A 24,683-nucleotide genomic window follows, 5' to 3' on the forward strand; every position below is an offset into this window, starting at 1 on the left:
AATGTTCGTTTTTTGAAAGGGGGGTCAGTATAATTGGATGAATTACAAGCGTTTGATCTGTCAGTGATCGGTTATAGTCATATTAAAAAGAGCAAAATATGTCAGGATAGCGCCGTGAGCTTTTATGATAAAGACATGGCGGTGGCGATAGTCTGTGATGGCCATGGGGGAAATAAATACTTTCGCAGTCATCGCGGATCTCAATTTGCGGCGACAATCACTCTTGATTCGATTAAAGCATTTATGAGCTACGAAAATCAGATTTTGGAAGAGCTAAGAGCCGATCCGGATAAGGTTTTAGGGCAGCTGAAAAAGAATATCATCTCTAACTGGAACAATGCTGTCAATACAGATGCTGATGAAAACCCCTTTTCGGAAGAAGAACTGGTTGCGTTATCCGGTGCCGATCGACTGATATTTGAAAATAAATTTGAACTGGAATCCGCCTATGGCACCACCATTATTGCCTTTGTTTTAAGCAAAAACTTTTGTTTTGGGCTGCAAATTGGAGATGGAAAATGTTGTGCCATTTGTGAAAACGGCGAAATTATCCAACCCATACCATGGGATCATAAATGCGTTCTTAATGTGACCACTTCGATATGCAATACCGATGCTTATGCAAACTTTCGGCATTACTATAGTGAATCATTGCCTCTGGCTGTTTTTGTTGGAACGGACGGAATTGATGATTCATTTGCCGGCATCGAGAATCTGTACGATTTTTACAAGAAAATAACTCTTTCCTTTAATTCGTCAGATTTTGAGGCCGCTGTCGCTGAGCTCCAGGAGTTTTTGCCGCAGTTATCAGAAAAGGGCAGTGGGGATGACGTTTCCGTCGCCGGTATTTTAAATATAAAGGGAAAAAATATAATCGAAAATTTATTTGTTCCCTCCAAATATGAGATTTTATCAGAAGAAATAAGTGAAGTTACCGTTGATAGTGCAATGATAGATGAAGCAGTTTCTGAAGAGCTGGATGAAATTGAAGATAATTAAATGAATGGATGATTTGGAAATGGCAGTCATAAGGTAGAGGTGTATTATGAAATGCAGTAAATGTGGGGGAGAATGGAATCCACCGGAAGGAATTGACGGATCAATCTGTCCGTTTTGCTATTCGAAAATTAACATTAACGTTGGCCATCATGATAGTCCCAAGGCAAGTGAGATACTAAGGCTGATTAAAAATGAATATGGAACGGAAGTTTTTCTAGAAAAGAAAAGGATGAGAGGTCTCCTGGCGGATTATTTTTCCAAAGATCTCAAGACAAAAAAAATCTTAACACTAGCTGTGCAAGAAAATATTCCCGAAAAACTTCTGAATTTAAAAAATCTTACCCGGCCTGAAGGGGAATTAAAACTTCAGCAGATTATATTCTATTTTAGCTATGAAAACAGCCTGGTAAAAGAAATAGCCTTGGAAACGGTGCAAACTTATATGGATGTTTTAGAGGTATTGGAGGAGCCTGACTGTCTTACCGAAACGATAGCCGATTTTGCTAATTTACAAGACGATGTTATTGATGACAGATTGCTAAAAGTAACGTTTGGAGAAATCCCGGTCGTAGAACAGCTATCGGAAGGAAATCTAAAAACAGAGAATGATATTGAAGAGCTTTTATCAGAAGAGAATCTGATGGAAGAGAAATCACGTGCGATTATTAAAGAAAAACCATCAGGTTTTATAAGCGTTGCAGCTGGCTCGGAGCATAGTCTCGCCATTGATAAAGATGGCTCGCTGTGGACTTGGGGACGAAATTATTTTGGTCAGCTGGGAGATGGAACAAACAGGGATTCAAACGTTCCGGTTTGCATCATTGCCGGTGATATTGCTGAGCTTTCAGCCATTGCAGACTTTACCTACGCTCTGGGAACCGATGGTTCCTTATGGGGCTGGGGATACAATCAGGAGGGCGAAATCGGGAATGGCACATTAGCAAACAGCTCGTTTCCTGTTTGTGTTATTAAGAAGAACGTAGTTCAGGCAGCGGCCGGAAACGCCCATGGCTTAGCCATCAAAACAGATGGTTCACTATGGGCATGGGGGAATAATCAATATGGTCAGCTGGGAGACCACACAAAGTTTTCCCGAAAGACACCTAAGCGGATATATCCAGGTGATGTTAAAAAAATTGCAGCTGGATTTGGTCACTCCCTGATCATCAAAAGTGACGGCTCGTTATGGAGCTGGGGAGATAATCAATACGGTCAATTAGGAGATGGAACTGAGATTGATGTCAATCATCCTCAATGCATTATACCGGATAACGTCGTTGCCATCGCTTCAGGATTTCATCATTCCCTGGCCATCAAAAGTGACGGCTCGTTATGGAGCTGGGGATACAATCAATTTGGACAATTAGGAGATGGCACAGAAATTAATGGGAACAATCCAAGGTGTATTATTTCCGATAGCGTCGTTAAAATAGCTGCGGGGTTCCATCATTCATTAGCGATTAAAAAGGACGGCTCGTTATGGACATGGGGATATAATAAATTTGGTCAACTCGGCGATGGCACGCAAATAAATCGGAACAGCCCTCAATGTATTTTATCTGCCGATATCGTTGATATTGATGGAGGTGGACTTCATTCCTTAGCAGTGAAGGAGGATGGTTCCTTATGGGCCTGGGGTTGTAACGGAGACGGAGAATTGGGGGACGGAACCACCAACGATGCAATAATTCCCGAGTGTGTTGCAAAGCCAATTATTAAGTAATGGCTTCAGATTTTGATAAAATATGATAGTGAGTTTTAGAGACAATCTTAACAGCGGGATTAAAAAAACGAGAAATGTCTCAATCTTCTCTTACTTTACGTAAAAATGGTTTTTTGGTTACAATCAGCCAACATCCGCCAGCAAAAAGTCCCAGGAAAATGTTGAGAGCACCAATGATCAGAATAAGGTGATCCATGTTAAATGATATAATAATCATACCCAAGCTACCCATAATGGTTGCAAAAGAACCCATCAGCGAAGATGCTGATCCAGTATCTCCGACTTGTTGATCCAGCATAAGATATGCACTGGGGGGTCGGGAGCAACTGCCTGCAAGTGTCGCAGGAAAGAGGGCGAGAGCAAAGATCCATGGACTGAGATGACCTAACAATACAATAGCCACTCCACTTAAAACGGTAACAATAAAACAAAGATTAATGATTGAAAACCGTTTGAAATGGCTTGACAGCTTAATATAAATTAATGGTCCCAGAAGCATTGCCATGGCATTAAAAGCAAAAAAGTAACTGTAAACCTGGCTGCTTAAACCAAAGTCATTTTGGAAGATATATGAAGATGATGAGATAAAGGCTAATGAGGCAATACTGGACATTGAAAAAATAAGAAGCAGAGAAGTAAATCCCGGATTTTTTAGAACCACGCCAAGGCGTCCTAAGGTATGTAAGATACTACCAGTGCTTCGAGTAACCAGAGTTTCCTGGAAGACAATTGAACCGGTAAGGATGATAATTCCCAAAACCCCTTGAATGATAAAAACACCCCGCCATGAGGTAAAGGTCAGTAAAAGAGCACCGATTACGGGTGCGACAGCGGGTATAATAACAACCATAGATTGTACAAAGGCCAAGGTTTCTTCACGTTTTCTGTCCTGATACACATCTTTTACGATAGCAGTTGCGACAGCACTGGCAGAACCACCTCCAATTGCTTGTAAAACCCGAAAAAATATGAGTTGATAGATGTTAAATGAAGCAGCACATAAAAAGCTTGCAATGGCATAGCCAGTGATCCCAATGAGTAAGATGGGACGACGCCCATATTTATCACTGAGGGGCCCCCAAATTAGAATCCCAAGGCTGAAGAAAACAAAGAACAAAATCAGTGTGAGGTTTGTCAGATATTCTGGGACATTAAAATAGGTTGTCATAGTTGGTAATGAGGGTAGATACAGATCCGTTGACAAGGGTGCAAAGGCGCTTAATAATACTAAAAATATGATCATACCACGATTGCCTAGATATTTTTGCTTGGTGGTAGTTTCATTTTCAGATTGCTTTATTTTATCCATTATTTTCTCTCATTCTTTAAAAATTAGTTCTACCTAATATTATAAAGTTTTTTTAAATTTATACAAGGTTATTATTAAAACAATAATTCTAAGCTTTTAGACAAGACTAAATCTTTCAATACATACGAGAAACGACGTTAGTAATCTGAATGAAAATAGTTGAAAATAAATGGTATAGAGAGTATACTTTAAATAGAAAGCTGAATTTTGGTAAATATATTTAGCTAAAAAGTAATCGGTTAAATGTGAAATTTGTTTGTTTGAAATTAAAAAATATGCAATATTGGAGGAAAAGAAATGTTAAATAATTATATGGAAAATACCGTGGATGCTTTTTTACCCCATCTTATTGCTAAATATCCTGATATATGCAAATGTGAAAGATGTATTGAAGATATTAAGGCAATTGCTTTAAACAACCTAAAACCAGCTTACTATGTAACACAAGAAGGACTGCTATATTCGAAAGTTGATGAAATGACAACCCAATATAAGGCCGATCTTACCAGTGAGTTGACCAAAGCAATCGATATTGTCAGCCAGAATCCGAGACATAACAAATTAATCTAATTTAGTATTAACAAGATCGTGAAAAGTTATTAATCGATGTGATCTTATTGCTGATGCCGCTTAAACCCGAATAAATTGTTTTTGTTGAGTAGTTTTATTTGTGATTTAATATTAAACAAGGGTGTGTAAGTATGAAACTGAAAATTAAATTGGGCGATATTACAAAAGTAAAAGCAGCTGCGATCGTAAATGCGGCAAACAATTCTCTTTTAGGGGGAGGGGGCGTGGATGGCACCATTCATCGTATTGCAGGGCCAGAACTGCTTGCAGAATGCCGTAGTCTGGGTGGATGTGAAACAGGGAAGGCCAAGATAACAAAGGGCTATAATTTACCTGCAGACTATGTGATCCATACCGTTGGTCCGGTTTGGCAGGGAGGAAACCACCAAGAGATCGAACTTTTGGCAAGCTGCTATGTAAATAGTCTGACTTTGGCTGAAGAATATCACTGCAAACAAGTGGCGTTTCCTTCTATCAGCACTGGTATATATCATTTTCCCATTGAAAAGGCGGCCGAAATTGCAGTGTCAGCCATCTTAAACTATGGGGAAAATCATCCAGAAATTCAGTTAGTTGAAATGATATGTTTTGATGAAACAACAAAAAAACACTTTGACCAGGCATTGAAAAAATATTTAAATGGTACTAGACAGTGAAAATATTCCATAAATGGAGAAATGATTTCCTACCAAGTTATAAGAAGGCCGATCAGAGGTTTTGTTTGACGAAAAAAGGGGTATAAAAAATATTGAGTATATTTAAAATAAGTCAATAAAAAAATGGGGGATATTATGGAAACCATTCATGAAGGAAAGAATAAGTTTTATATCGGTGCAGATGAGGACGACCCAATAGCTCAGGTAAACTTTTCGCTTGAGAATGAGAATAAAATTGTAATTGAGCACGTTTATGTTTCCAGAGAATTGAGGGAACAGGGGATTGGGAAAATATTGGTTGAAAAGATGGTAGATTATGCAAAGGAAGAACACAAGAAAATAACTTCCCGCTGTTCCTATGCCGATAAAATACTCGCAGAAGATGAAAAATATACAGATGTTTATGAACAATGATGACAGTTAAGAGAAAACTGGGTTACTTGCATCTTGATGGAAAATAGGAACTGATTAAATGAATATTGTAGTAAATAACAGCACTCTCAGTTTAATTTAACGGAGAGTGCTGTTATTTACTAAAAAGACTAAAGCAAAACATAAATATGTCGAAATATTACTTGAGTAAGTTGCGGCTTGATAATAAAAGGCAAATAATTGCTTCACAATTAAATGAAAAATCATTTGTTGATAAAAAAAAGAAAAACACTGTAATGATGCTAAAAGCAGTTTAGAAAGGGTAAATAAAATAAAAATAGTCTTTTTAAATTAACGAAGAGTCGAAATAGCATCAAAAATATAGTTAGAAGAGAGAAAAATGAAATCAATAAGATTAAGACTAATAACAATATTTACAGCTCTTATATTGGTAGTAACAAGCATTTTGGGAGTCGTTGTTCTTAGTAACTTCACGATTGTATTGGAAAAAGACGCTCATAATCAATTGCAAAATCTTGCCGAGGTTCAGGCAAAATATGTTGGCTCCAGAAGAGATGCCGAGTTGCAATACATGTCAGGGTTAGCTCAAAACTCAATTATTCTGGATGCTAATGTACCCCAGGATCAGCGAGTTGCTTTTTTAATGGCTGAAGCAAAAAGAGCAGGATATGACGCATATGTTTTGGCTGATCTTGGCGGAAACGGGGTTACCCAAAACAGTACTGGAGATACGGTAAACGTAGCTGACCGAGATTATTTTAAAGCGGCAGCAAGTGGGGTAGCAACTGCATCAGATGTTACAATCAGTCGTGTTACGGGTCAGCCAGTTGTTCTCTACGCGACTCCAATTTATCAAAATGGCGTAATTGCCGGAGTGCTTTACGGAAGAAAAGAAGGTATTTCGTTAAGTGAAATCACCAAGCAGGTAACCTATGGGGAAACCGGGTTTGGATATTTAATTAACAACTCGGGGGTTGCAGTCGGAAATTCGAATCTTGATCTGGTAACGCAGCAATTCAATTTTGCGACAGCTGATGAAGAAAATCCTGACTATGCCCAGTTATCTGAATTAGTGAGAACAAAGATGACAACACGGGAAGTTGGATCTGGCGACTACAGCTTTGAAGGCAAGGATCTTCTGGTTGGTTATGCTCCGGTGGACGGCAGCCCATGGATTATGGCGGTGGCCATGAATCAATCTGAGCTGGATGTAGAAATAGCGTCGGTCAGAAATATAATCATAGCTATTGTAGCAGTCGCAATTATTGCCGGTGCTGTAGCGGTGTTCTTTATCAGCGGTAGCATTGCAAACCCAATTGTTGCGACAACTGAGGAATTAAATCGGTTGTCTGGTTTTGACTTCAGAAAAAACAAAAACCAGAAAGGCAGTAAATATATAAACCGAAATGATGAAATTGGAGCCATGCTGAAATCAGTTGCTTCCATGCAGAAAAATGTTCAGGAAAACCTGATTAATAAACTTAAAAATATATCCCAGGGTAACCTGGATGATGAAATTGTCATGGTGGGTGAAAATGATCAGGTAGGTCCAGCATTAAAAGATACACAAGTTGCAATTAAGACGTTGGTTAATGATACCCATACTCTTGTAACGGCGGCAGTTGAAGGAAGACTTAGTGAAAGAGCGGATGTTTCAAAATACAATGGAGACTATGCCAAAGTTATTGATGGCGTCAACAAAACCCTTGATGCTGTGGTTGAACCGATCCAGGAAGCATCCAATGTCCTGGAAGCGATGGCAAAAGGTGATTTAACACACTCCATGGAAGGGGATTATCGAGGCGATTATGCAGTAATCAAGACGTCTCTGAATAAAACCCTTAATACAATTAAAATGCTGGTCAGTGATACAAACAGCCTTGTGGAATCAGCTGTGGAAGGAAAACTTGATGACCGAGCAGATGTCTCCAAGCATCAAGGTGAATATGCGAAAATCGTTGATGGTGTCAATAAAACCCTTGATGCTGTCGTAGAACCAATCAAAGAAGCATCCAGCGTACTGGAAGCGATGGCAAAAGGTGATTTAACACATTCCATGGATGGGGATTACAAAGGCGATTATGCAACGGTTAAAGTATCGGTGAATAAAACCTTTGATGCCATAAAAATGCTGGCGAGTGATACAAACAGTCTGGTAGAATCAGCCGTCAATGGCGATATTGATGCCCGGGCTGATAGATCAAAACACAATGGCGAGTATGCTAAAATAATTGGTGGTGTCAACGCAACCCTAGATGCAATGGTAGCACCGATTCAGGAAGCCAGCATTGTTCTGGAGGAGGTTGCAAACGGCAGCCTGAAACTTAGAATGGAAGGCGATTATAGAGGACAGCATTCAGCAATTAAAGTAGCGTTAAACAGTACCCTTGATTTTTTACAGGGTGTTATTGATGAAGTTTCGGATATCTTAAACCAAATGGCAAATGCAAATATGGCGGTTAGTATAAGGGGCGATTACAAGGGCGATTTTGAACCCATAAAGACAGCACTCAATAGCATAATCGAATCACTTAATAATATATTCAGAGATATCAATGAAGCTGCAGACCAAGTCTCAGCAGGATCTTCGCAGGTATCCGATGGAAGCCAAATGCTTGCCCAGGGATCGACAGAGCAGGCTGCCACAATAGAAGAGCTCAGCTCATCCATAGATGAAATTGCTGATAAGACAAAAGCCAATGCAACTCGGGCAAATGAGGCAAACATGCTTTCAACAACAGCACAGGAAAAAGCTCAAAAAGGCGATAAGCAGATGCGACAGCTGCAGGAATCAATGAATGAAATTAATCAGGCTTCTGAAAATATTTCTAAGATTATCAAGGTCATTGATGATATCGCATTCCAGACAAATATACTTTCGCTTAATGCAGCTGTAGAAGCCGCCAGAGCCGGCGAACATGGGAAAGGATTTGCTGTTGTGGCGGAAGAGGTCAAGAATTTGGCAAACAGAAGTGCAGAAGCAGCTCAGGAAACAACCGTGCTCATTGAAGGATCTGTTAAAAAGACGGAAGAAGGAACCGTAATAGCCGATGAAGCAGCCGAAGCCCTCCAGGGAATTGTAATAGAAGTTACCAAGGCAGCACAACTTGTGCGAGAAATTGCTCAGGCATCAAATGATCAAGCGACTAATATTGCACAGATAAATCTTGGCGTTGATCAGGTATCGCAGGTGGTACAGGGAAACACAGCAACAGCTGAGGAATCAGCAGCGTCAAGCGAAGAATTATCCAGTCAGGCACAACTTCTTAAAGAACTGATTTCACAGTTTAGACTTAAATAAAGTAAGTTAAATAATGAGACAAGGTACTATGATATGCTCCCTTCAAAGTGGACAATGGAAAAAATATTGGATTTTGAAGGGCGTATTTTCTATTGAAAAAAATGAATTCACAACTGATAAAAAAAAGAGCTGAAATATTAAAGTGCTCTCAGAAAGCCTTAGATAATGAGATGCTACTGGAAAAGATTGTGAAATAATACATTGAGACAAAAGTATTTTTGAAGAAAAGATACAATGGAAACTCCTGAGCATGATAAAAGAGTTAAGAATAAGATAACGGTATTGGTGTAAATCGCAAATTGAATATGAACACATTTGAAAAAGCAGAAGCTCAGGGAACAATTATTTCACAATGTCACGATGGGAGCACTGTGAAATAATTGGCCTTGAATATTTGCGGCTCGGTCATTTTTTTTATGAAGATCCCAAGGTGCGGTCATTGGATTTTTAAAAGGGTCAGTTTACAAAGCTATGAATTTATTTTTCTTCGTTCCAAGTATCAAAACCTTCCATGACTTTGTCATAGGTTTTTTGAGAAATGTCTGGGAGTTCTCCGCCAAAAGATTTTTTGGCCTGATTGTAACCATCAATAAAGGCGCTTTTCAGAGTTTCAAGTTTGCTTTTATCTCCGCCGGATACGGCTTTGGCAAAATCTACGATCCGTTCAGCCGTTTTATCAACACCCCAGTAACCATTTTCAGAGATCGCATCCTGAGCCGATGCCTGCGTGTCAGCGTCCACGGTAATGGAGACATCCTTGCCTTCACTTAAGGATTTAATGACTTCATTAACCTTTAAACCCTGTTTTTCAAGCATTGCAGCAACCATTTTTTTGAATGCGGCAGTGTTTTTTGAAAAATCAGCTTTGAGTTCACTTAGCTTTTTTTGATCGATGGTGTAGGTCCCGATATCCTCTTTTGAGTTTGTTCCAAGTTCGACGGTATCCGTGCGTGCGTCCACTGATGCGACTTTTTCGACAGCCTGCACAGCTTCTTTTGCATTGGCATTTTGCGTGGCGATTTTTGTCTGAGGTGTTTGAGTCAGCAGTTTGCTGCTATCAATTGAATTAGTACTCATAAAATCCTCCTTGTAATAAATTGAGATTATTTTTTTAAATATCATACTGGACCCTTATTATAAGAGATATCGACATAATTGGGGCAAGGCTTTAGTAATTGTTGATATGAAATTTATCATCATCCGAGAAATCTAGTACAAGGTTGTTAAGTCAGTGCAGACAGATAAAAACTAGTCACCTTTCGGAATCCTGAATCATTATATTTGTTTTATTGGTATGAGGCCTCTGATTGTTTCAACAGGTTGTTTAATTTGCAGTTCACTTTTATTTTGGTCAGATTTGACATTAATATCAGCGGATATGTCCGCAATGGAAACAGGTTCCTTTTTTTCGGTGACCATGCTTTGCAGGTAGTAAGAGAAGCACTCCGTGATCATGGCTGTCTCTTTGATTTTGTTTCTGGTGCTTGATTTGAAGTTTAATAATTGCTTGGTACTTTTTTTTATGTCGTCAAGGTATTTCATTATGAATAAACCTCCTTATTTTGTTTGAACACTTCAATTTTTATATTTAATTTACTAAATAATGTTCTGATTATATTATCGCCATGGGCTAATATAACTTTAGAAAAAATAGAAAGACAGGCGAAACAATTAAGAAAACGCAATGATAGAAACGAAACATTAAGTTAAAAATAATGCAAATAGGGTACAATTCAGCTATTAATCACATTGAAAAATCTGTATGAAATTTAAGAAAGAAGGTTTTGCTATGAAGGAAAGAAAGGTTACGCAGGTAATTAGAGGGACTGATGCAATCGATGGTGCCGGTGTTCATTTAAGCCGTGTATTATCCCACCCCCAGGTTAAAGCTTTTGACCCGTTTTTAATGTTGGATTCTTTTGATTCTGAAAACCCGGAGGATTATATCAAGGGATTCCCAATGCATCCTCATCGTGGGATTGAAACCGTGACTTATCTGATACAGGGCAGCATCATTCATGAGGACAGCTTGGGGAATAAAGGTGTTATTGAATCCGGCTGCTCACAGTGGATGACGGCAGGAAGTGGGATTATGCATCAGGAAATGCCTCAACCTGCAAAAAAAATGCTGGGTTTTCAATTGTGGCTAAATCTCCCTCAAGTGGAAAAAATGACTGAACCGAAATATTTTGAAATCCGAAAAGAAGATATTCCGATTGTTCAAGGGGATGGGTTCAGTGTGAGTATTGTGTCCGGAGAATTTCAAGGAACGAAGGGCGTTAAATCGCATCATATCCAGGCCATGATCTTAGATGCAACGGTTGAGGCCAAATGTGAAATTAGAATTCCTACACCGAAGGGAGAAACGGTATTTGTTTTTTTGCTTGAAGGAGAAGGGCAAGTTGCAGATGAGATCTATCATGAAAAATCAGCAATCCTTTTTGATGATGGTGATTTTGTGCAAGTAAGGGCAACAGAAAAAGCTCTCCACTTTGTACTGTTTTCTGCACCTCCAATAAAAGAATCGATCGCCTGGGGTGGCCCCATTGTTATGAATACTGAGGAAGAATTAAGACAGGCATTTGCGGATTTGGAAGATAGCACATTTATAAAAGAGTCGCCTAAACTCTCGGAAATGAAATAATCTTTAATGAAGACAAGGCGCATCGCTGCTTGAATTAAAATGTGTGTTTCAGAGAAGAATGCTAGAAAAATCAAGGAGGCTGTGTATGAATTTTGTACTTAAAAAATGGCAAACAAGTTTTATTCCTGATGTTGCCAAATATGGGAATAATAAAAAGATAGCAGATAACCTTCGGGATGCTTTCCCTTTTCCTTATACGAATACCGATGCTGAATGGTATGTAAATGATTGTATAGAAAAAGGGGATAAGCATCAGATTTGTCGAGCGATTGTTGTGGATGGACAAGCGGTTGGCAGTATCGGTGTTTTTATGAAAGAGGACGTTTATAGAAAAAGCGGAGAATTGGGCTACTGGTTGGGTGAGTCATACTGGAATGGCGGAATTATGACAAAAGCAGTGAAAGAAATCTGTTATGAGTCTTTTGAGCGCTTTGACATTATACGAATTTTTGCAGAACCTTTTTCCTATAATTCAGGATCCAGGCGAGTGCTTGAAAAAGCGGATTTCAAACTGGAGGGCGTTTTGAAAAAGAGTGTTTGCAAACACGACGAGATTTATGACTCATGTATATATGCACTCTTAAAAAAATAATTTGAGAACTGAATAGAACTTGCAAGATAAATTAAGAACCCATTCTTTTTCATTGACATGCTTTGGCATAACAATGCATAAAGAATGGGTTCTTATTGGTTCGAATTTCAATGCTGTATCAAGAAAGTGACTTTTGCAGTGAATATCATTTTATTAAAGAGTTGATGGATTTAGTATTTATCTGAATTCATATCATCCAAAATGATAATTGGTTCTGACGGACGATTGTTAATTAGTTTAGAGGGACGATTATCAATTGGTTTAAGCGGCTGTGACACAGATGAATCACTCATAGGATTTTTGTTTTGCTCTTTTAATTTAAATTCATCTACCATTCCTTTAAGCATTTCAGCTTGACCGGATAGTTCTTCGCTGGCGGCGGCACTTTCTTCAGCTGTTGCTGAATTGGTTTGAACGACCTGGGAAACCTGTTCAATGCCCTGGGTGATTTGCGCAATTTCAGAAGCCTGGTCGTTGGAAGCCTGGGCAATATTTCTAACCAAGTCGGCAACTATGCCAACATTATTTGAAATTACTTTTAAGCTTTTTTCTGTGTCATCAGCGATCTTTGTTCCGACTTCCACTTTTTGGATGGAGCCTTCAATAAGGCCGGTTGTTTGTTTAGCTGCTTCCGCACTTCGTGCGGCAAGAGTGCGTACCTCCTCAGCGACTACGGCAAAACCTTTGCCATGCTGTCCTGCCCGAGCAGCTTCTACCGCTGCATTCAAGGCTAGAATATTGGTTTGGAATGCAATATCGTCGATGACTTTAATAATTTTGAAAATACTATTGGATGAATCATTAATTTCATTCATAGCAGTGATCATCTTTTTCATTTGGTCATTACCTACTTCAGCATTTGATTGAACATCAACCGTTAGTTCATTAGCTTTATTGGCATTTAAGGCATTTTTCTTTGTTTCGTTGGCAATTTCATCAATAGAAGCGGTTAATTCTTGGATAGCACTAGCTTGCTCGGTTGTTCCCTGAGACAAAGCCTGTCCGCCGTCCGAGATTTGTCGGGCCCCTATTTCAACCTGTCCGGCAGCGATATTTATTTCATTCATGGTATGACTCATGTTTGTGGTGATATCATTTAAAGCATTCTTGATGGCTAAGAAATCGCCAAGATATTCAGTCGTTATGTCCTGATCCATATTTCCTTGACCCAGAGCTTCCAAAGTCGCAGTAATTTCGCTGACATAGCGTTTGAGAAACTCAACGGTTTTATTCATATCGTCTTTAATTTTGCCATTTTGGCCCTGGTAGTTGCCTTCCATATATGAGCTTAAATTACCTTGGGATAATTCATTTAGGACAAAGGAGGCTTCTTGAATGGGTGCAATGATTGCATCTAAAGTATTGTTAAAACCATTGATGACTTTTGAATATTCTCCTGAGAACCGACTAAGGTCGCCTCGATTATTTAAGTCGCCCTCAATCGCAATTTGAGCCATTTTATCGGTTTCGTCTACCAGCATGACAATCATTTCAATCATCAAAACCAAACTCGGAATAAGATGATCATTTTCGCTGCGTTTTCCAATGTTTTTCAGAATTTCCAAATCCTGCATATCCCCTTCAGAAATATGGGTTGAGATTTCCACAACACGACATAATCGGGTATGAATGTTATTGATTGAATTCGCAATTTCGCCATAAATTCCAAGGTAAGAGCCTTCAACTTTTTCAGAATAATCGTTTAAGCTCATTTTACCGAGAACGCGATTGCCTTCTTGTAGGGCTTCCAACCCATCGATACAGGCATTAATGTTGTTTTTAATGGTATTGAAATCACCATAGGAAGTCTTATTGACTTTTGGAGGAATTTCACCCTTCCCGATACGATTAAGATAATCAGCAGTGGTATTAAGTGGACCAACTAAGGCATCCAGAGTATTGTTAACCCCTTCAATAATTTCTCTAAATCCGCCATTGAAAGCCGATGCATTGCCTCTTGCTTCAAGATTGCCATTCACAGCTGCTTGGGAAAGCATGGATGCTTCAGCGACGAGCCCTCTGACGTTGTCGATAGTCTTTTTAAGGGCTGGTTTAATTTCGTCCTGTTCATCAGTGATTTCTATAGTGCTGGATACATCACCGTTGGATATCTTTTCCAGGGTTCCAATGGTGATCGTTTGAAGCTCGTCTGCAAAGTTGTCCATGGCAACTGCCATTTCACCAATTTCGTCCTTGGTGTTCATATTTAGCCGGGTTCCCAAATGCCCTTTGCTCATGTCTTTAATCATATTAACTGCTTTTTTAAGGGGAATGCTGATAATTGAACTGAGGAATAGACCTAAAGCAATGGCACCGATAATAACGATAATTGTAATAATAATCATCACAATTGTTGAACTAGTTGCTTGTTTTGTATTGGACGCTTCCTTTACGCCAGCAGCTTCCAATTTCATTGGTACTAACTTGGAAATGGCATCCTGTTCGATGTTTGAGGCCTTTTCAAAAGAAGCATTGTCAGACATCAATGCAGTTGCTTCATCATCCAGATTTTGAGTGGCAAGTGATTTTACTATTTCAAATTGTTCAGCAACGGCTTTACGTGAAGCAATAAATTCGTCATAGGCAGTTCTCATTTCATCTGTATCAATTGATTTCTCAAAGTCGGCGGCGGCTGTGTCAATTTCATCATTTCTGATAGCGACTTTATCAGCAGCCACCTTGATCTGTTCAGGATTATCTTCAAGAATCATATCTCGGACATTTACACGCATTCGCTGAAACGAAGCTGATATTACACCAACATCAGATATTGGTACTGTCATGTTTTCATAAAGCTCAGTGCTTGAAGCGTTTAACGAGTTAATGTTTACAATTCCAACAATCCCTACTATTCCTGATATAAGCGCTACAAGAATAAAACCCAATACCAGTTTAGATCTTGTTTTCATATTATAAAACCATTGCATATAGAACCTCCGTATTTCAATTTTTGTTTGAATAATAATTAACCGTGATTTTTAAAGTGACGCCCTAAAATTTTACGTTAACAAAAAAATATTGAGCCACTAAAATATTTCAAAGTAAATTACTTTATTCACAATATCAATTCATTTATCGTCATGTATGAATATAACTTAAGAAAGAAAAATAAATATTTTCCGTTAGATCAATCCAAAAATAATAAGCCCAACTACACAAATTTATCATTTGCGTAGTTGGGCTTATTTTCAATTACGGTGGATTGTTTATATTTATTGCAAAATAAAAGTGGCTTTTATGCCTAAATAGATTTTGGAAAAAAGTGTACAACCTTGATTAGGTTTCACCCAATGGCCTTTATGGATCGGTGGGCATAGGTAGAAAGCTGTTCGATGCTTATTCGGTTGCGTCCTGAAGCCTTTGCTTTGTATAACGCATCATCAGCATGTCTTAAAAGGGTTTCATAGGATGCTTCGTCCGAAGGGTTTGACGTGGCGGCACCAATAGATATGGTAACAACTTTTTTAACCGGAGAGGAATTATGGAGAATTCTTAAATCCATAATGGCTATTCTCAATAATTCAGCGATTTTAGCGGCGCCCTTATTGTCTGTATCGGGAAGCAGACAGGTAAATTCTTCGCCGCCCCAGCGCGCAGCTAAATCTCCAGGCCTTTTCAATGTGCTTTTTAAGATAAAAGCAACTTTACGAAGGCATTCATCTCCTTCTAAATGACCATAGGTATCATTATATAGTTTGAAATGGTCAATATCGATCATCAGCAAAGATAAATGACTACCGGTCCGTTTTGATTTTTTTATTTCGATGGATAACATCTCATCGAATCGTCTGCGATTGGCAATGTTGGTCAATTGATCTACATCTGTATTTATTTTCAAAACATCCTGATAGTACTTCAATGCCAAATGATTTTTTATTTTGGCTTTTACAATTGCAATACTAAACGGCTTGGTAATGTAATCAATAGCACCAAGTTTTAATCCATATTCTTCACTATCCGCTTGATTCAGCGAGGTAAGAAAAATGATAGGAAGCTCTTTTGTACTTTGATTCAGATGGAGTTTTTTGCATACTTCATAGCCATTCATTTCCGGCATGACAATGTCCAAAAGAATAATATCAGGCGGTTCGGTTGAATTGGCAATGGATAATGCTTTCATACCGCTGTGTGCGACAAGAACATCATAATCGCCACTTAAAGACTGCTCCAATACTTTTGTGTTCAACGGTGAATCATCTACAATTAGTACTCGTTGTCTTTTGCTTAAACTTGATTCATGATTATTTCGATTTTGCTCTTGTTTCTCGTCGATATTATTTTTGAATTCCTGGTTTGATACTTCAGATATTTTTGTTTGAGCGATGTCTCTTGCGGCAATATAGAGAAAATTGCCATAGCGGTGGAGTTCCCATTCGATGTAGCAGTAAGTGCCTTCTTTTGAACGATATCGATTTGTAAAATTGAGAACATCATTTTGGTTGATAAGCTCTTTTATGGCGAAAAGTGTAGCATCCAAATCATTTGGATGTACAAAATCAATCAAATTTTTTTGTGTGAGTTCATTCATTGAATAACCGAGGGTGATTTTCCAGGCAGCGTTCACTTTTAGAAACTGACCATTTAAGTTAGTTACGCATAGAAGTCCAAGAGTTAGAGAAAAAATCCGTTCTAATATTTCATTTTGACTATTTGTGTCATAAAAGCTTTTCATTATCAATTATTCCTTTCTTTAAATTATTGGAAAATTACGTCGAATGTCAGTGCGAAAGTTAAAATCTCTGAAATTGATATGATAGAAACAAGAGAAAAAACAACGAAAGATGAGTAGCTTTGATGAATAAGAAACCAGAGTTGTATTACTAATTATTATGTTTCCTGATAAAGCGTAGACGGGGCATATAATACAATATAAAAGTAAATGGCGGTTGATGTTAAAAATTTAATTATCTATCTTCTTTATGAATAAACGCCACCAGTTGATTTCCGTTAGAATCGTCAATTGGCAGCGCAATGAAGGCGGTTTTTAAAGCAATCAATAAACTATGATACTTTAAGTTGAGATATATGGATTCTAAATTTTTATGCTTTTTATTAGAAAGTATGTTTGTGAAGAGCATGGTGTTCATAGCTGCAACAACCTCTTTACTGATACTATTTATAGCAATTGATATAAGTTTACTACAACTTTTTCAGAATGGCAATCAGTAAAGGCTGCATACATCAAAATAATATCGATTAAATCCACCGTTGTATAACATAATTGAAAAGATTGTATAGTTAAATAAAAAATAGCAATATATTGCACACGAGAATCTTGCCAGATTTGTGCAATGCGCACCACATATTTTGTCTAATGGGGAAAAAGTGTACAAGACAATGAGTCTATTAAAACAAGTACCACATTTCATATCATACTATAAATATATGTTTTATATATGCTAGCATAATTTTTATTTTTAGTCAATCTATTTATGCCTTTTATTTCTGTATTTGGCAGAATTTCAGATCACGACGGCCGCAAAAAAAATCTATATGTCTGGTTTTATCGGATTTACAGTTATTTCACTATTTTGTGGATTATCAACGAATATAATGATGCTGATCTTTTTTTGTGTTAGTCAGGCTTTTTAATAACATAATTTTTACGGCCAGCAATTTTGCGGCAGTGTGAGTAAAAAGGCACTTCTAAAAGTGAGTAAGGAAAATTAATTAAAAATGAGAAGGGGATACAAATAATTAGCATCATTGAAATAAATAGTTCATTTATTTCCGTTCGTGATCGTGATAAAATAACATTCATAGTTATCGAGTAAAGAAACGTGAGGTAAGATATGTCTTACAGAGATTTGACACCAAAAACAGTGATAGAATATATAAAAAACTACACCAATGTTTTTCCCAATGAAGCAATGCTTGATGTCTATGAAGTTGGCGGGGGAGAAGATGATGGCGATGGTTTTGTCAATCATATCTACCGGGTTTGGGATGAAACCGGAAAATCAGTTATTCTAAAACAGGCAAAACCGCATATGCGTGTATTAGGTGAAGCAGCGAAACTGACGACTAAGCGAAATCAAACAGAAGCAGAAATTATCAAGCTGAGGACAGCGATCACGCCTGAATATTTGCCGGAAATGTATCATATCGATCCGGAAAATAATCTTTTTGTTTATGAAGATTGCGGTCATTTGAAAATCATGCGTTTTGAGTTGATCAAAGGAAAATATTTCCCTGGATTTCCGAAACAAATTGGCGAATTCATTGCAAAATCAAATTTTTATACGTCGGAAATTTATTTAGACCAGATTACCCACAAAGCCCTGGAATGTAAATTTATGAATCCGGAGATGCGGCGGATCATGGAAACGATTCTTTTCTCAAGAGAGTCATTTCTTGAGCATGATATTGATCATACTTTGGAGGGTGACCCTAATCATTTAGCAATGGCTGAATTGTTTTGGGATAAACGTGAAGTAAGAGTTGAATTATTAAAACTACGTGGGATTTTCATGAAAAGAAGCGAGTGCCTGGTTCATGGCGATCTCCATACGTCAAACATCATGATTGATGAAAAAGAAATGAAAGTCATCGATATGGAGTATCCTTTTATGGGGCCGACATCATCGGATATGGGCTATCTGATGGGAAACCTGATTTATGAGTACATTGCCTGGTTTTATCATACTGAAGGAACCCCAAAGTCTCGAAAGGCCTATCGCAAAGAGATCCTGGGTTATATCAAAGACATGGTCTATGAATATCAAAAAGTGTATTCTGGATGCTGGGATAAAGATGCAAAACCAATCTATCGGGAGTATCCGGAATATCGGGACGATGTTCTTAAAAAACAGATAAAAGAAGTATGCGGATTTGCCGGTTGTCAGATTGCCAGTCGGGTTGGAGCCCTGGTTCCGTTGCCTGATTTCGATGTATTGCAAAATTTGGACAGTCGTAACTCTGCCCGGCGGCTTTCATTGCTGATCGCCGATACATTGATTATGAAACATGAAGAAGTCGAAACCGTTAAGGATATTATTAAACTCATTAAAACCATTACTCACCGATATTTTGATGTGATGAAGGCATTAATTTATCCAATGCACGAGACACTCAGTTAGCATATTGATTTTGCGAAAATAAGACGACTGATTTGGAACGGTCGCCATCAGTAAAATTAAATAAGTTGTAATGAACAACCTTAGATTTCTTGGTATATGAAATTCAAGGTTGTTTTTATTTATTGACAAGATATTTAGTTCACATTAGAATAGTTCATGACAAAACTGTTATATAAAAATTAATAAATATAGAAGGAGAAACACAGATGGATAATATCAAGATTATCGCAGACAGCACCTGTGACTTATCAGCGGATTTGATAGAAAAATATGACATTGGTATTCTTCCATTGACGATTACCATGGGGGATAAATCTGTAAAGGACGGCAATGGCATGAATCAGAAAGAGATTTATGAATGGTCCAATAAGACGGGTGAGACACCTAAGACGGCGGCTCCCACTATCGGAGAAGCAATTGATGTCATAACACCTTATATAGAAGCAGAGCGGGACATTATATTTTTCGGAATTTCAGAGATTATGTCGACAACCTGCAATGTAATGAGATTGGCAGCCGAGACGCTCAATTATAAAAAGCTGGTGGTTGTGAATTCCCGGAATTTATCAACGGGAATCGGACTACAAGTCATCCGGGCGGCTGAACAGGTGAGCAGGGGATGTACGGTAGAAGAAATTTTAGCGGACAACAGACAAATTAACGGAAAAGTAAAGGCTAGTTTTGTAGTTGACACATTAACCTTCCTTTATCGGGGGGGAAGATGTTCTTCGGTTACCGCACTCATTGGCAATTCATTAAAATTGAAACCAGAAATTGTTGTTTCTGATGCAAAAATGCAAGTGAGAAAGAAATATCGAGGAAACGCAAAATCGGTTATTCTCAAATATGCGAAAGAACGGGAAAAGGAACTTTTACTGGCAAATTCTGCCAGAGTATTCATCACCCATTCCGGTTGTTCAGAGAAGATCATCAATAAAGTAAAAGAGTACTTGGAAAGTTTGAATAAATTTGAAGAGATATTAGTAACTCAGGCAGGAGGCGTGATATCCTCGCATTGTGGGCCGAATACTTTAGGTGTTCTTTATATTCTTAATTGACCACTGCTTTATTTTTTTAAATGCGGCATCAGGTTTGCACTTCGTTCGGAACTTTAGGAATGAAAGCTTTAATATATTGAGAATTTAATCTTGACAACAGAAGATTCAATGTTATCCTATGTTAGGTAGCTAACAAATTCGGAGGTGAATGATGGAAATAAAATATGATGTCGGAAAAAAAGTCATTGTATTATCAAATCAGGTTAAAAGATCTCTTGACCGTGCCGCTGAAGACAGTGGAATAACTGGTGTTCAAGCACGGGTGCTGGGAATTTTGGCAGAAGCGCAAAAAAATAACGGGGATGTATTTCAAAAAGATATTGAAGAAAAATTACAAATTCGTCGGTCTTCGGTGACAGGTATTTTGCAGCTGATGGAAAAAAAAGGACTGATTTCTAGGGAAAGCGTTCCGTATGATGCAAGACTAAAGAAAATTGGGATAACGAAAGAGGCCAAGAAATTAGGAGATCATTTGCATGAGAATATTTATATTTTTGAACAAAATTTGATAAAAGGGATTTCGAATAAGGATCTGGAGACATTTTTAAGTGTAATAAATATACTTTCAAGAAATATCAATGGATAATGATCTAAGAATTTTAACTTTTTTTAGCCTTATAGTAAGGAACCTTACAGTAAGGCTCCTTACTATAAGAACATGAACAATTTTGAATTGAATGAAAAATATAAGAGAAAAAAATTAGGAGGAACAATGGTTAAAACATTAATGTCACAAATAAAAGAGTTTAAAAAAGATTCAATATTAGCACCGTTATTTGTTATTCTCGAAGTTATCATGGAAGTTATTATTCCATTAATGATGGCATCGATTATTGACAATGGGGTTGAAAAAGGCGATATTACACATGTCTGTGTAATGGGGGGAGTAATGATTTTGCTGGCAATGCTTTCGCTTGTATTTGGTGTACTGTCAGGAATATTTGCAGCAAAAGCAAGCTCGGGGTTTGCCAGAAATTTAAGAAAAGCAATATTTGAAAACATTCAGAAGTTTTCATTCTCAAACATTGATAAGTACTCAACAGCCGGCTTGATCACACGGCTAACAACCGATATTACCAATGTACAAAATGCCTATCAGATGATTCTACGTATTTGTACGAGAGCTCCGTTTATGTTGATCTGTGCAATGGCGATGGCTTTTTATATTAATGCAAGATTATCATTGATTTTTCTGGGAGCAATTATATTTCTGGGATTTGTTCTTGCGGTTATTACAGTCAAAACATTTCCAATATTTACGGTACTGTTTAAACAGTACGATGTGCTTAATGGATGCACACAGGAAAATGTCAATGCCATTCGAGTTGTCAAGGCTTATGTTCGGGAAGAACAGCAGAAAAGCATCTTTCAAAAATCGACAGAGAAAATATATAAAATATCTTTAAAAGCCGAAAAACTTCTGGTATTGAACATGCCAATTATGCAATTTGTGATGTATACTTGCATCCTTTTGCTTTCCTGGCTGGGAGCCAAAATGATTGTGGGAGGATCATTAACTACTGGCGAGTTAATGGGACTATTTACGTATTGCATCAATATTCTAATGAGTCTGATGTTAATTTCCATGGTCTTTGTCATGGTGGCAATGGCCAAGGCATCAGCCGATCGTATTGCCGAAGTCATCAATGAAGAACCAAATTTGATAAATGGGGAAAATCCTCAAAATACGATTTTTGATGGATCGATCGAGTTTAAAAATGTGAGTTTTACTTATAAAGAAAACAGCGATAATTATGTATTAAGCAATATCAATTTTTCAATAAAATCAGGTGAAACGCTTGGAATTATTGGTGGAACCGGCAGCGCAAAATCATCTCTGGTTCAGCTCATCCCGCGGCTTTATGACACTTCAATTGGGGAAGTTAGGGTCGGAGGTCTGAATGTAAGAGATTATGATATTGAAGCACTAAGAAATGAAGTCACTATGGTTTTGCAAAAGAATGTATTATTTTCAGGGACGATTAAAGATAATCTTCGCTGGGGAGGTCAGGATGCTTCTGATGAAGAATTGCAAAGAGTCTGCAAACTATCTCAAGCTGATGAGTTTATTCAAACATTACCACAAAAATATGATACTTATATTGAACAGGGGGGAAGCAATGTATCCGGTGGACAAAAACAACGGCTTTGCATTGCAAGAGCACTGCTAAAAAAACCAAAGATCTTGATCCTGGATGATTCCACCAGTGCAGTCGACACAAAAACTGACACGTTAATCCGAAAAGCATTTGCAGAAGAAATTCCGAATACGACAAAAATTATTATTGCACAAAGAATTTCATCGGTACAGGACTCGGATAAAATCATCGTATTGAATGATGGCGTCATCGACGCCATGGGAACGCATGAAAAGCTTCTGGAAAGCAGTAGTATTTATAAAGATGTTTATGAATCCCAGACGAAAGGAGCTGACATCGATGGAGAATAATAAAAGAAAAACCAATAATTCGAAAAAAAGTATTAAGCGGTTGTTTGGATACATTTTTAAACACTATAAAATTCACTGCCTAGCAGTTATAACGTTGATTGTTCTCTCTTCTTTAGCTAATGTCGCGGGAACGTTGTTTATGAAAAATTTAATTGATGATTATATCGTACCCTTTATTGGAAAACAAAACCCTGATTTCAGTCTTCTTTTTCGCGCGCTGATGATAATGGCATGTGTCTACTATTGCGGGGCGCTTGCCACTTGGGGTTACAATCGGATTATGATCAATGTCGCTCAGGGTACTCTGAGAAACATCAGAAATGACATCTTTTCGCATATGGAGAATTTGCCGATAAAATACTTTGATACCCATGTCCATGGAGATATCATGAGTGTTTATACAAATGATACGGATACATTAAGACAAATGATCAGCCAGAGCTTGCCTCAATTGGTATCCTCAGTTATTACCGTTGTCAGCGTTTTTGCAGCCATGATGATATTAAATATCCCGTTGACATTGGTAACTTTATTAATGGTTGGCGTGATGCTTGTTGTTACGAGAAAAGTGGCTGCAAAAAGTGGCAGTTATTTTATCTCGCAGCAAAAAAACCTTGGTTCGATTGACGGATATATTGAAGAAATGGTAGAAGGACAGAAAGTCATCAAAGTATTCTGCCATGAAGAAGAGAGTCTGAAAGAATTCAATCGACGGAATGACGAATTGTTTCACAGCGCCGATAAAGCAAACATGTATGCCAATATTCTAATGCCGATTATGGCAAATCTCGGAAATATCGGCTATGTCATTACTGCTATCATCGGATCGATTCTGGCAATTTTTGCTGTTGGCGGTTTTACCCTTGGGGGGTTGGCATCTTTCCTTCAATTTAACAAGAGCTTTACCATGCCAATCAATCAGATGTCACAGCAGTTGAATGCGATTGTGATGGCGCTGGCAGGAGCAGAGCGAATTTTTACGCTTTTGGATGAGAAACCAGAGTTCGACGAAGGGTATGTGGAACTAGTCAATGCTAAGGTTTCAGAAAACGGTGAAATAATTGAAGTTCCGAAAAGAACCGGCATCTGGGCCTGGAAACATCATCATAAGGCGGATAATACCACCACTTATACGTTGGTAAAAGGAAATGTGGTCTTTGACCATGTCGATTTCGGCTACAATGACGACAAGATGATTCTTCATGATATTGAACTGTATGCTGAACCGGGTGAAAAGATCGCCTTCGTCGGGGCAACGGGAGCGGGAAAAACGACGATCACCAATTTGATCAATCGTTTTTATGATATTCAGGATGGTAAAATTCGATATGATGGGATTAATATCAATAAGATAAAAAAATCGGATCTAAGACGGTCACTTGGAATCGTACTTCAGGATACGCATTTGTTTACCGGTACGGTTATGGAAAATATTCGTTTCGGAAAACTGGATGCTACAGATGAAGAGGTCATTGGGGCAGCAAAACTGGCCAATGCTCATTCATTCATCAATCATTTGCCCGAAGGTTATGATACGGTTTTTACCGGTGACGGCGGAAACTTATCTCAGGGACAGCGCCAATTAATCGCGATTGCCAGGGCGGCGGTCGGAGATCCTCCGGTACTGATTTTAGACGAAGCAACTTCCAGCATTGACACCCGTACCGAAAAAGTTGTTCAGGAGGGAATGGACCACTTGATGGAAGGAAGAACGGTATTGGTTATTGCTCATCGACTATCCACCATTAAGAACTCCAATGCCATAATGGTAATGGATCAAGGACGTATCATTGAACGGGGAAACCATGAAAGTCTGTTAAAGAAAAAAGGTGTTTATTATCAATTGTATACCGGAGCACTGGAAATTGATTAATAAAACTAAGCTGGTTGATTTTTCTCAAGGTGTCGCC

19 protein-coding genes are annotated in these 24,683 nt (G+C 38.1%); 13 read left to right on the top strand and 6 right to left on the bottom strand.

The window, feature by feature from the left end; all coding sequences use genetic code 11:
• Positions 1-33 precede the first annotated feature (33 nt).
• Both FZC40_RS01375 and FZC40_RS01380 read left to right on the top strand, forming a co-directional pair.
• A complete protein-coding gene (locus FZC40_RS01375) occupies positions 34-999 on the top strand; it encodes a protein phosphatase 2C domain-containing protein (protein ID WP_148602144.1) in 966 nt (321 codons plus the stop codon).
• A 46-nt stretch (positions 1,000-1,045) separates the two neighbouring features.
• Positions 1,046-2,722 (top strand): RCC1-like domain-containing protein, encoded by a 1,677-nt coding sequence (locus tag FZC40_RS01380; protein WP_148602145.1) that lies wholly within the window; start codon positions 1,046-1,048, stop codon positions 2,720-2,722.
• A gap of 79 nt (positions 2,723-2,801) precedes the next feature.
• Here FZC40_RS01380 and FZC40_RS01385 read toward each other — a convergent pair whose 3' ends face one another.
• Positions 2,802-4,031 (bottom strand): multidrug effflux MFS transporter, encoded by a 1,230-nt coding sequence (locus tag FZC40_RS01385; RefSeq protein WP_148602146.1) that lies wholly within the window; start codon positions 4,029-4,031, stop codon positions 2,802-2,804.
• Positions 4,032-4,328: 297 nt separating this feature from the next.
• On the opposite strand from FZC40_RS01385, the gene FZC40_RS01390 reads away from it, so the two are divergent.
• The 4 genes from FZC40_RS01390 to FZC40_RS01405 all read left to right on the top strand — a co-directional run bounded on the left by FZC40_RS01390 (position 4,329) and on the right by FZC40_RS01405 (position 8,951).
• Entirely contained in the window at positions 4,329-4,601 is a 273-nt protein-coding gene (locus FZC40_RS01390; RefSeq protein ID WP_148602147.1) for a late competence development ComFB family protein, read from the top strand.
• A gap of 131 nt (positions 4,602-4,732) precedes the next feature.
• Positions 4,733-5,257: an O-acetyl-ADP-ribose deacetylase gene (locus tag FZC40_RS01395; RefSeq protein ID WP_148602148.1), complete on the top strand. Its 525-nt coding sequence runs from the start codon at positions 4,733-4,735 to the stop codon at positions 5,255-5,257.
• A gap of 135 nt (positions 5,258-5,392) precedes the next feature.
• On the top strand, positions 5,393-5,671 hold the full coding sequence (locus FZC40_RS01400) for a GNAT family N-acetyltransferase (protein ID WP_186843611.1): 279 nt from the start codon (positions 5,393-5,395) through the stop codon (positions 5,669-5,671).
• A 358-nt stretch (positions 5,672-6,029) separates the two neighbouring features.
• The gene (locus FZC40_RS01405; protein WP_148602150.1) at positions 6,030-8,951 is read left to right on the top strand and encodes a methyl-accepting chemotaxis protein; all 2,922 of its coding nucleotides are present in this window, start codon (positions 6,030-6,032) and stop codon (positions 8,949-8,951) included.
• Between the two features lie 477 nt (positions 8,952-9,428).
• Here FZC40_RS01405 and FZC40_RS01410 read toward each other — a convergent pair whose 3' ends face one another.
• Both FZC40_RS01410 and FZC40_RS01415 read right to left on the bottom strand, forming a co-directional pair.
• Complete coding sequence (locus FZC40_RS01410) at positions 9,429-10,028, bottom strand: hypothetical protein (protein ID WP_148602151.1); 600 nt, start codon at positions 10,026-10,028, stop codon at positions 9,429-9,431.
• Between the two features lie 198 nt (positions 10,029-10,226).
• Positions 10,227-10,493 (bottom strand): hypothetical protein, encoded by a 267-nt coding sequence (locus tag FZC40_RS01415; protein ID WP_148602152.1) that lies wholly within the window; start codon positions 10,491-10,493, stop codon positions 10,227-10,229.
• Between the two features lie 247 nt (positions 10,494-10,740).
• Here FZC40_RS01415 and FZC40_RS01420 point away from each other — a divergent pair, with 247 nt between their 5' ends.
• On the top strand, positions 10,741-11,595 hold the full coding sequence (locus tag FZC40_RS01420; protein ID WP_148602153.1) for a pirin family protein: 855 nt from the start codon (positions 10,741-10,743) through the stop codon (positions 11,593-11,595).
• Positions 11,596-11,680: 85 nt separating this feature from the next.
• The gene (locus FZC40_RS01425; protein WP_148602154.1) at positions 11,681-12,187 is read left to right on the top strand and encodes a GNAT family N-acetyltransferase; all 507 of its coding nucleotides are present in this window, start codon (positions 11,681-11,683) and stop codon (positions 12,185-12,187) included.
• Between the two features lie 170 nt (positions 12,188-12,357).
• Here the strand turns inward: FZC40_RS01425 and FZC40_RS01430 are convergent, their stop codons facing one another.
• From FZC40_RS01430 to FZC40_RS17000, 3 genes are all read right to left on the bottom strand, one after another.
• Entirely contained in the window at positions 12,358-15,114 is a 2,757-nt protein-coding gene (locus tag FZC40_RS01430) for a methyl-accepting chemotaxis protein (protein ID WP_148602155.1), read from the bottom strand.
• A gap of 356 nt (positions 15,115-15,470) precedes the next feature.
• Positions 15,471-16,859, bottom strand: a complete 1,389-nt coding sequence (locus FZC40_RS01435) for a diguanylate cyclase domain-containing protein (RefSeq protein ID WP_148602156.1) — start codon at positions 16,857-16,859, stop codon at positions 15,471-15,473.
• 232 nt (positions 16,860-17,091) lie between these two features.
• On the bottom strand, positions 17,092-17,274 hold the full coding sequence (locus tag FZC40_RS17000; RefSeq protein ID WP_186843610.1) for a hypothetical protein: 183 nt from the start codon (positions 17,272-17,274) through the stop codon (positions 17,092-17,094).
• A 705-nt stretch (positions 17,275-17,979) separates the two neighbouring features.
• Here FZC40_RS17000 and mtnK point away from each other — a divergent pair.
• The 5 genes from mtnK to FZC40_RS01460 all read left to right on the top strand — a co-directional run bounded on the left by mtnK (position 17,980) and on the right by FZC40_RS01460 (position 24,646).
• Positions 17,980-19,266 carry an S-methyl-5-thioribose kinase gene (gene mtnK / locus FZC40_RS01440; protein ID WP_148602157.1) on the top strand — a complete coding sequence of 429 codons (1,287 nt, stop codon included), beginning with the start codon at positions 17,980-17,982 and terminating at the stop codon, positions 19,264-19,266.
• 206 nt (positions 19,267-19,472) lie between these two features.
• On the top strand, positions 19,473-20,324 hold the full coding sequence (locus FZC40_RS01445; protein WP_148602158.1) for a DegV family protein: 852 nt from the start codon (positions 19,473-19,475) through the stop codon (positions 20,322-20,324).
• Between the two features lie 151 nt (positions 20,325-20,475).
• Positions 20,476-20,910, top strand: coding sequence for a MarR family winged helix-turn-helix transcriptional regulator (locus FZC40_RS01450; protein ID WP_187389058.1), 435 nt, complete (start codon positions 20,476-20,478; stop codon positions 20,908-20,910).
• Positions 20,911-21,036: 126 nt separating this feature from the next.
• The gene (locus FZC40_RS01455; protein ID WP_148602160.1) at positions 21,037-22,773 is read left to right on the top strand and encodes an ABC transporter ATP-binding protein; all 1,737 of its coding nucleotides are present in this window, start codon (positions 21,037-21,039) and stop codon (positions 22,771-22,773) included.
• Entirely contained in the window at positions 22,763-24,646 is a 1,884-nt protein-coding gene (locus FZC40_RS01460) for an ABC transporter ATP-binding protein (protein WP_148602161.1), read from the top strand. Before FZC40_RS01455 ends, FZC40_RS01460 begins: the two co-directional genes overlap by 11 nt.
• Positions 24,647-24,683 lie beyond the last annotated feature (37 nt).

It is taken from the genome of Acetobacterium tundrae (genome assembly GCF_008086615.1).
GTDB lineage: Bacteria > Bacillota > Clostridia > Eubacteriales > Eubacteriaceae > Acetobacterium > Acetobacterium tundrae.

What these genes read in the sequence shown, in the direction of transcription:
- FZC40_RS01380 (WP_148602145.1), top strand. Translation starts at nt 1,046, where the DNA reads ATGAAATGCAGTAAATGTGGGGGAGAATGGAATCCACCGGAAGGAATT.
- FZC40_RS01385 (WP_148602146.1), bottom strand. Translation starts at nt 4,031, where the DNA reads ATGGATAAAATAAAGCAATCTGAAAATGAAACTACCACCAAGCAAAAA.
- FZC40_RS01390 (WP_148602147.1), top strand. Translation starts at nt 4,329, where the DNA reads ATGTTAAATAATTATATGGAAAATACCGTGGATGCTTTTTTACCCCAT.
- FZC40_RS01395 (WP_148602148.1), top strand. Translation starts at nt 4,733, where the DNA reads ATGAAACTGAAAATTAAATTGGGCGATATTACAAAAGTAAAAGCAGCT.
- FZC40_RS01400 (WP_186843611.1), top strand. Translation starts at nt 5,393, where the DNA reads ATGGAAACCATTCATGAAGGAAAGAATAAGTTTTATATCGGTGCAGAT.
- FZC40_RS01405 (WP_148602150.1), top strand. Translation starts at nt 6,030, where the DNA reads ATGAAATCAATAAGATTAAGACTAATAACAATATTTACAGCTCTTATA.
- FZC40_RS01410 (WP_148602151.1), bottom strand. Translation starts at nt 10,028, where the DNA reads ATGAGTACTAATTCAATTGATAGCAGCAAACTGCTGACTCAAACACCT.
- FZC40_RS01415 (WP_148602152.1), bottom strand. Translation starts at nt 10,493, where the DNA reads ATGAAATACCTTGACGACATAAAAAAAAGTACCAAGCAATTATTAAAC.
- FZC40_RS01420 (WP_148602153.1), top strand. Translation starts at nt 10,741, where the DNA reads ATGAAGGAAAGAAAGGTTACGCAGGTAATTAGAGGGACTGATGCAATC.
- FZC40_RS01425 (WP_148602154.1), top strand. Translation starts at nt 11,681, where the DNA reads ATGAATTTTGTACTTAAAAAATGGCAAACAAGTTTTATTCCTGATGTT.
- FZC40_RS01430 (WP_148602155.1), bottom strand. Translation starts at nt 15,114, where the DNA reads ATGCAATGGTTTTATAATATGAAAACAAGATCTAAACTGGTATTGGGT.
- FZC40_RS01435 (WP_148602156.1), bottom strand. Translation starts at nt 16,859, where the DNA reads ATGAAAAGCTTTTATGACACAAATAGTCAAAATGAAATATTAGAACGG.
- FZC40_RS17000 (WP_186843610.1), bottom strand. Translation starts at nt 17,274, where the DNA reads ATGAACACCATGCTCTTCACAAACATACTTTCTAATAAAAAGCATAAA.
- mtnK (WP_148602157.1), top strand. Translation starts at nt 17,980, where the DNA reads ATGTCTTACAGAGATTTGACACCAAAAACAGTGATAGAATATATAAAA.
- FZC40_RS01445 (WP_148602158.1), top strand. Translation starts at nt 19,473, where the DNA reads ATGGATAATATCAAGATTATCGCAGACAGCACCTGTGACTTATCAGCG.
- FZC40_RS01450 (WP_187389058.1), top strand. Translation starts at nt 20,476, where the DNA reads ATGGAAATAAAATATGATGTCGGAAAAAAAGTCATTGTATTATCAAAT.
- FZC40_RS01455 (WP_148602160.1), top strand. Translation starts at nt 21,037, where the DNA reads ATGGTTAAAACATTAATGTCACAAATAAAAGAGTTTAAAAAAGATTCA.
- FZC40_RS01460 (WP_148602161.1), top strand. Translation starts at nt 22,763, where the DNA reads ATGGAGAATAATAAAAGAAAAACCAATAATTCGAAAAAAAGTATTAAG.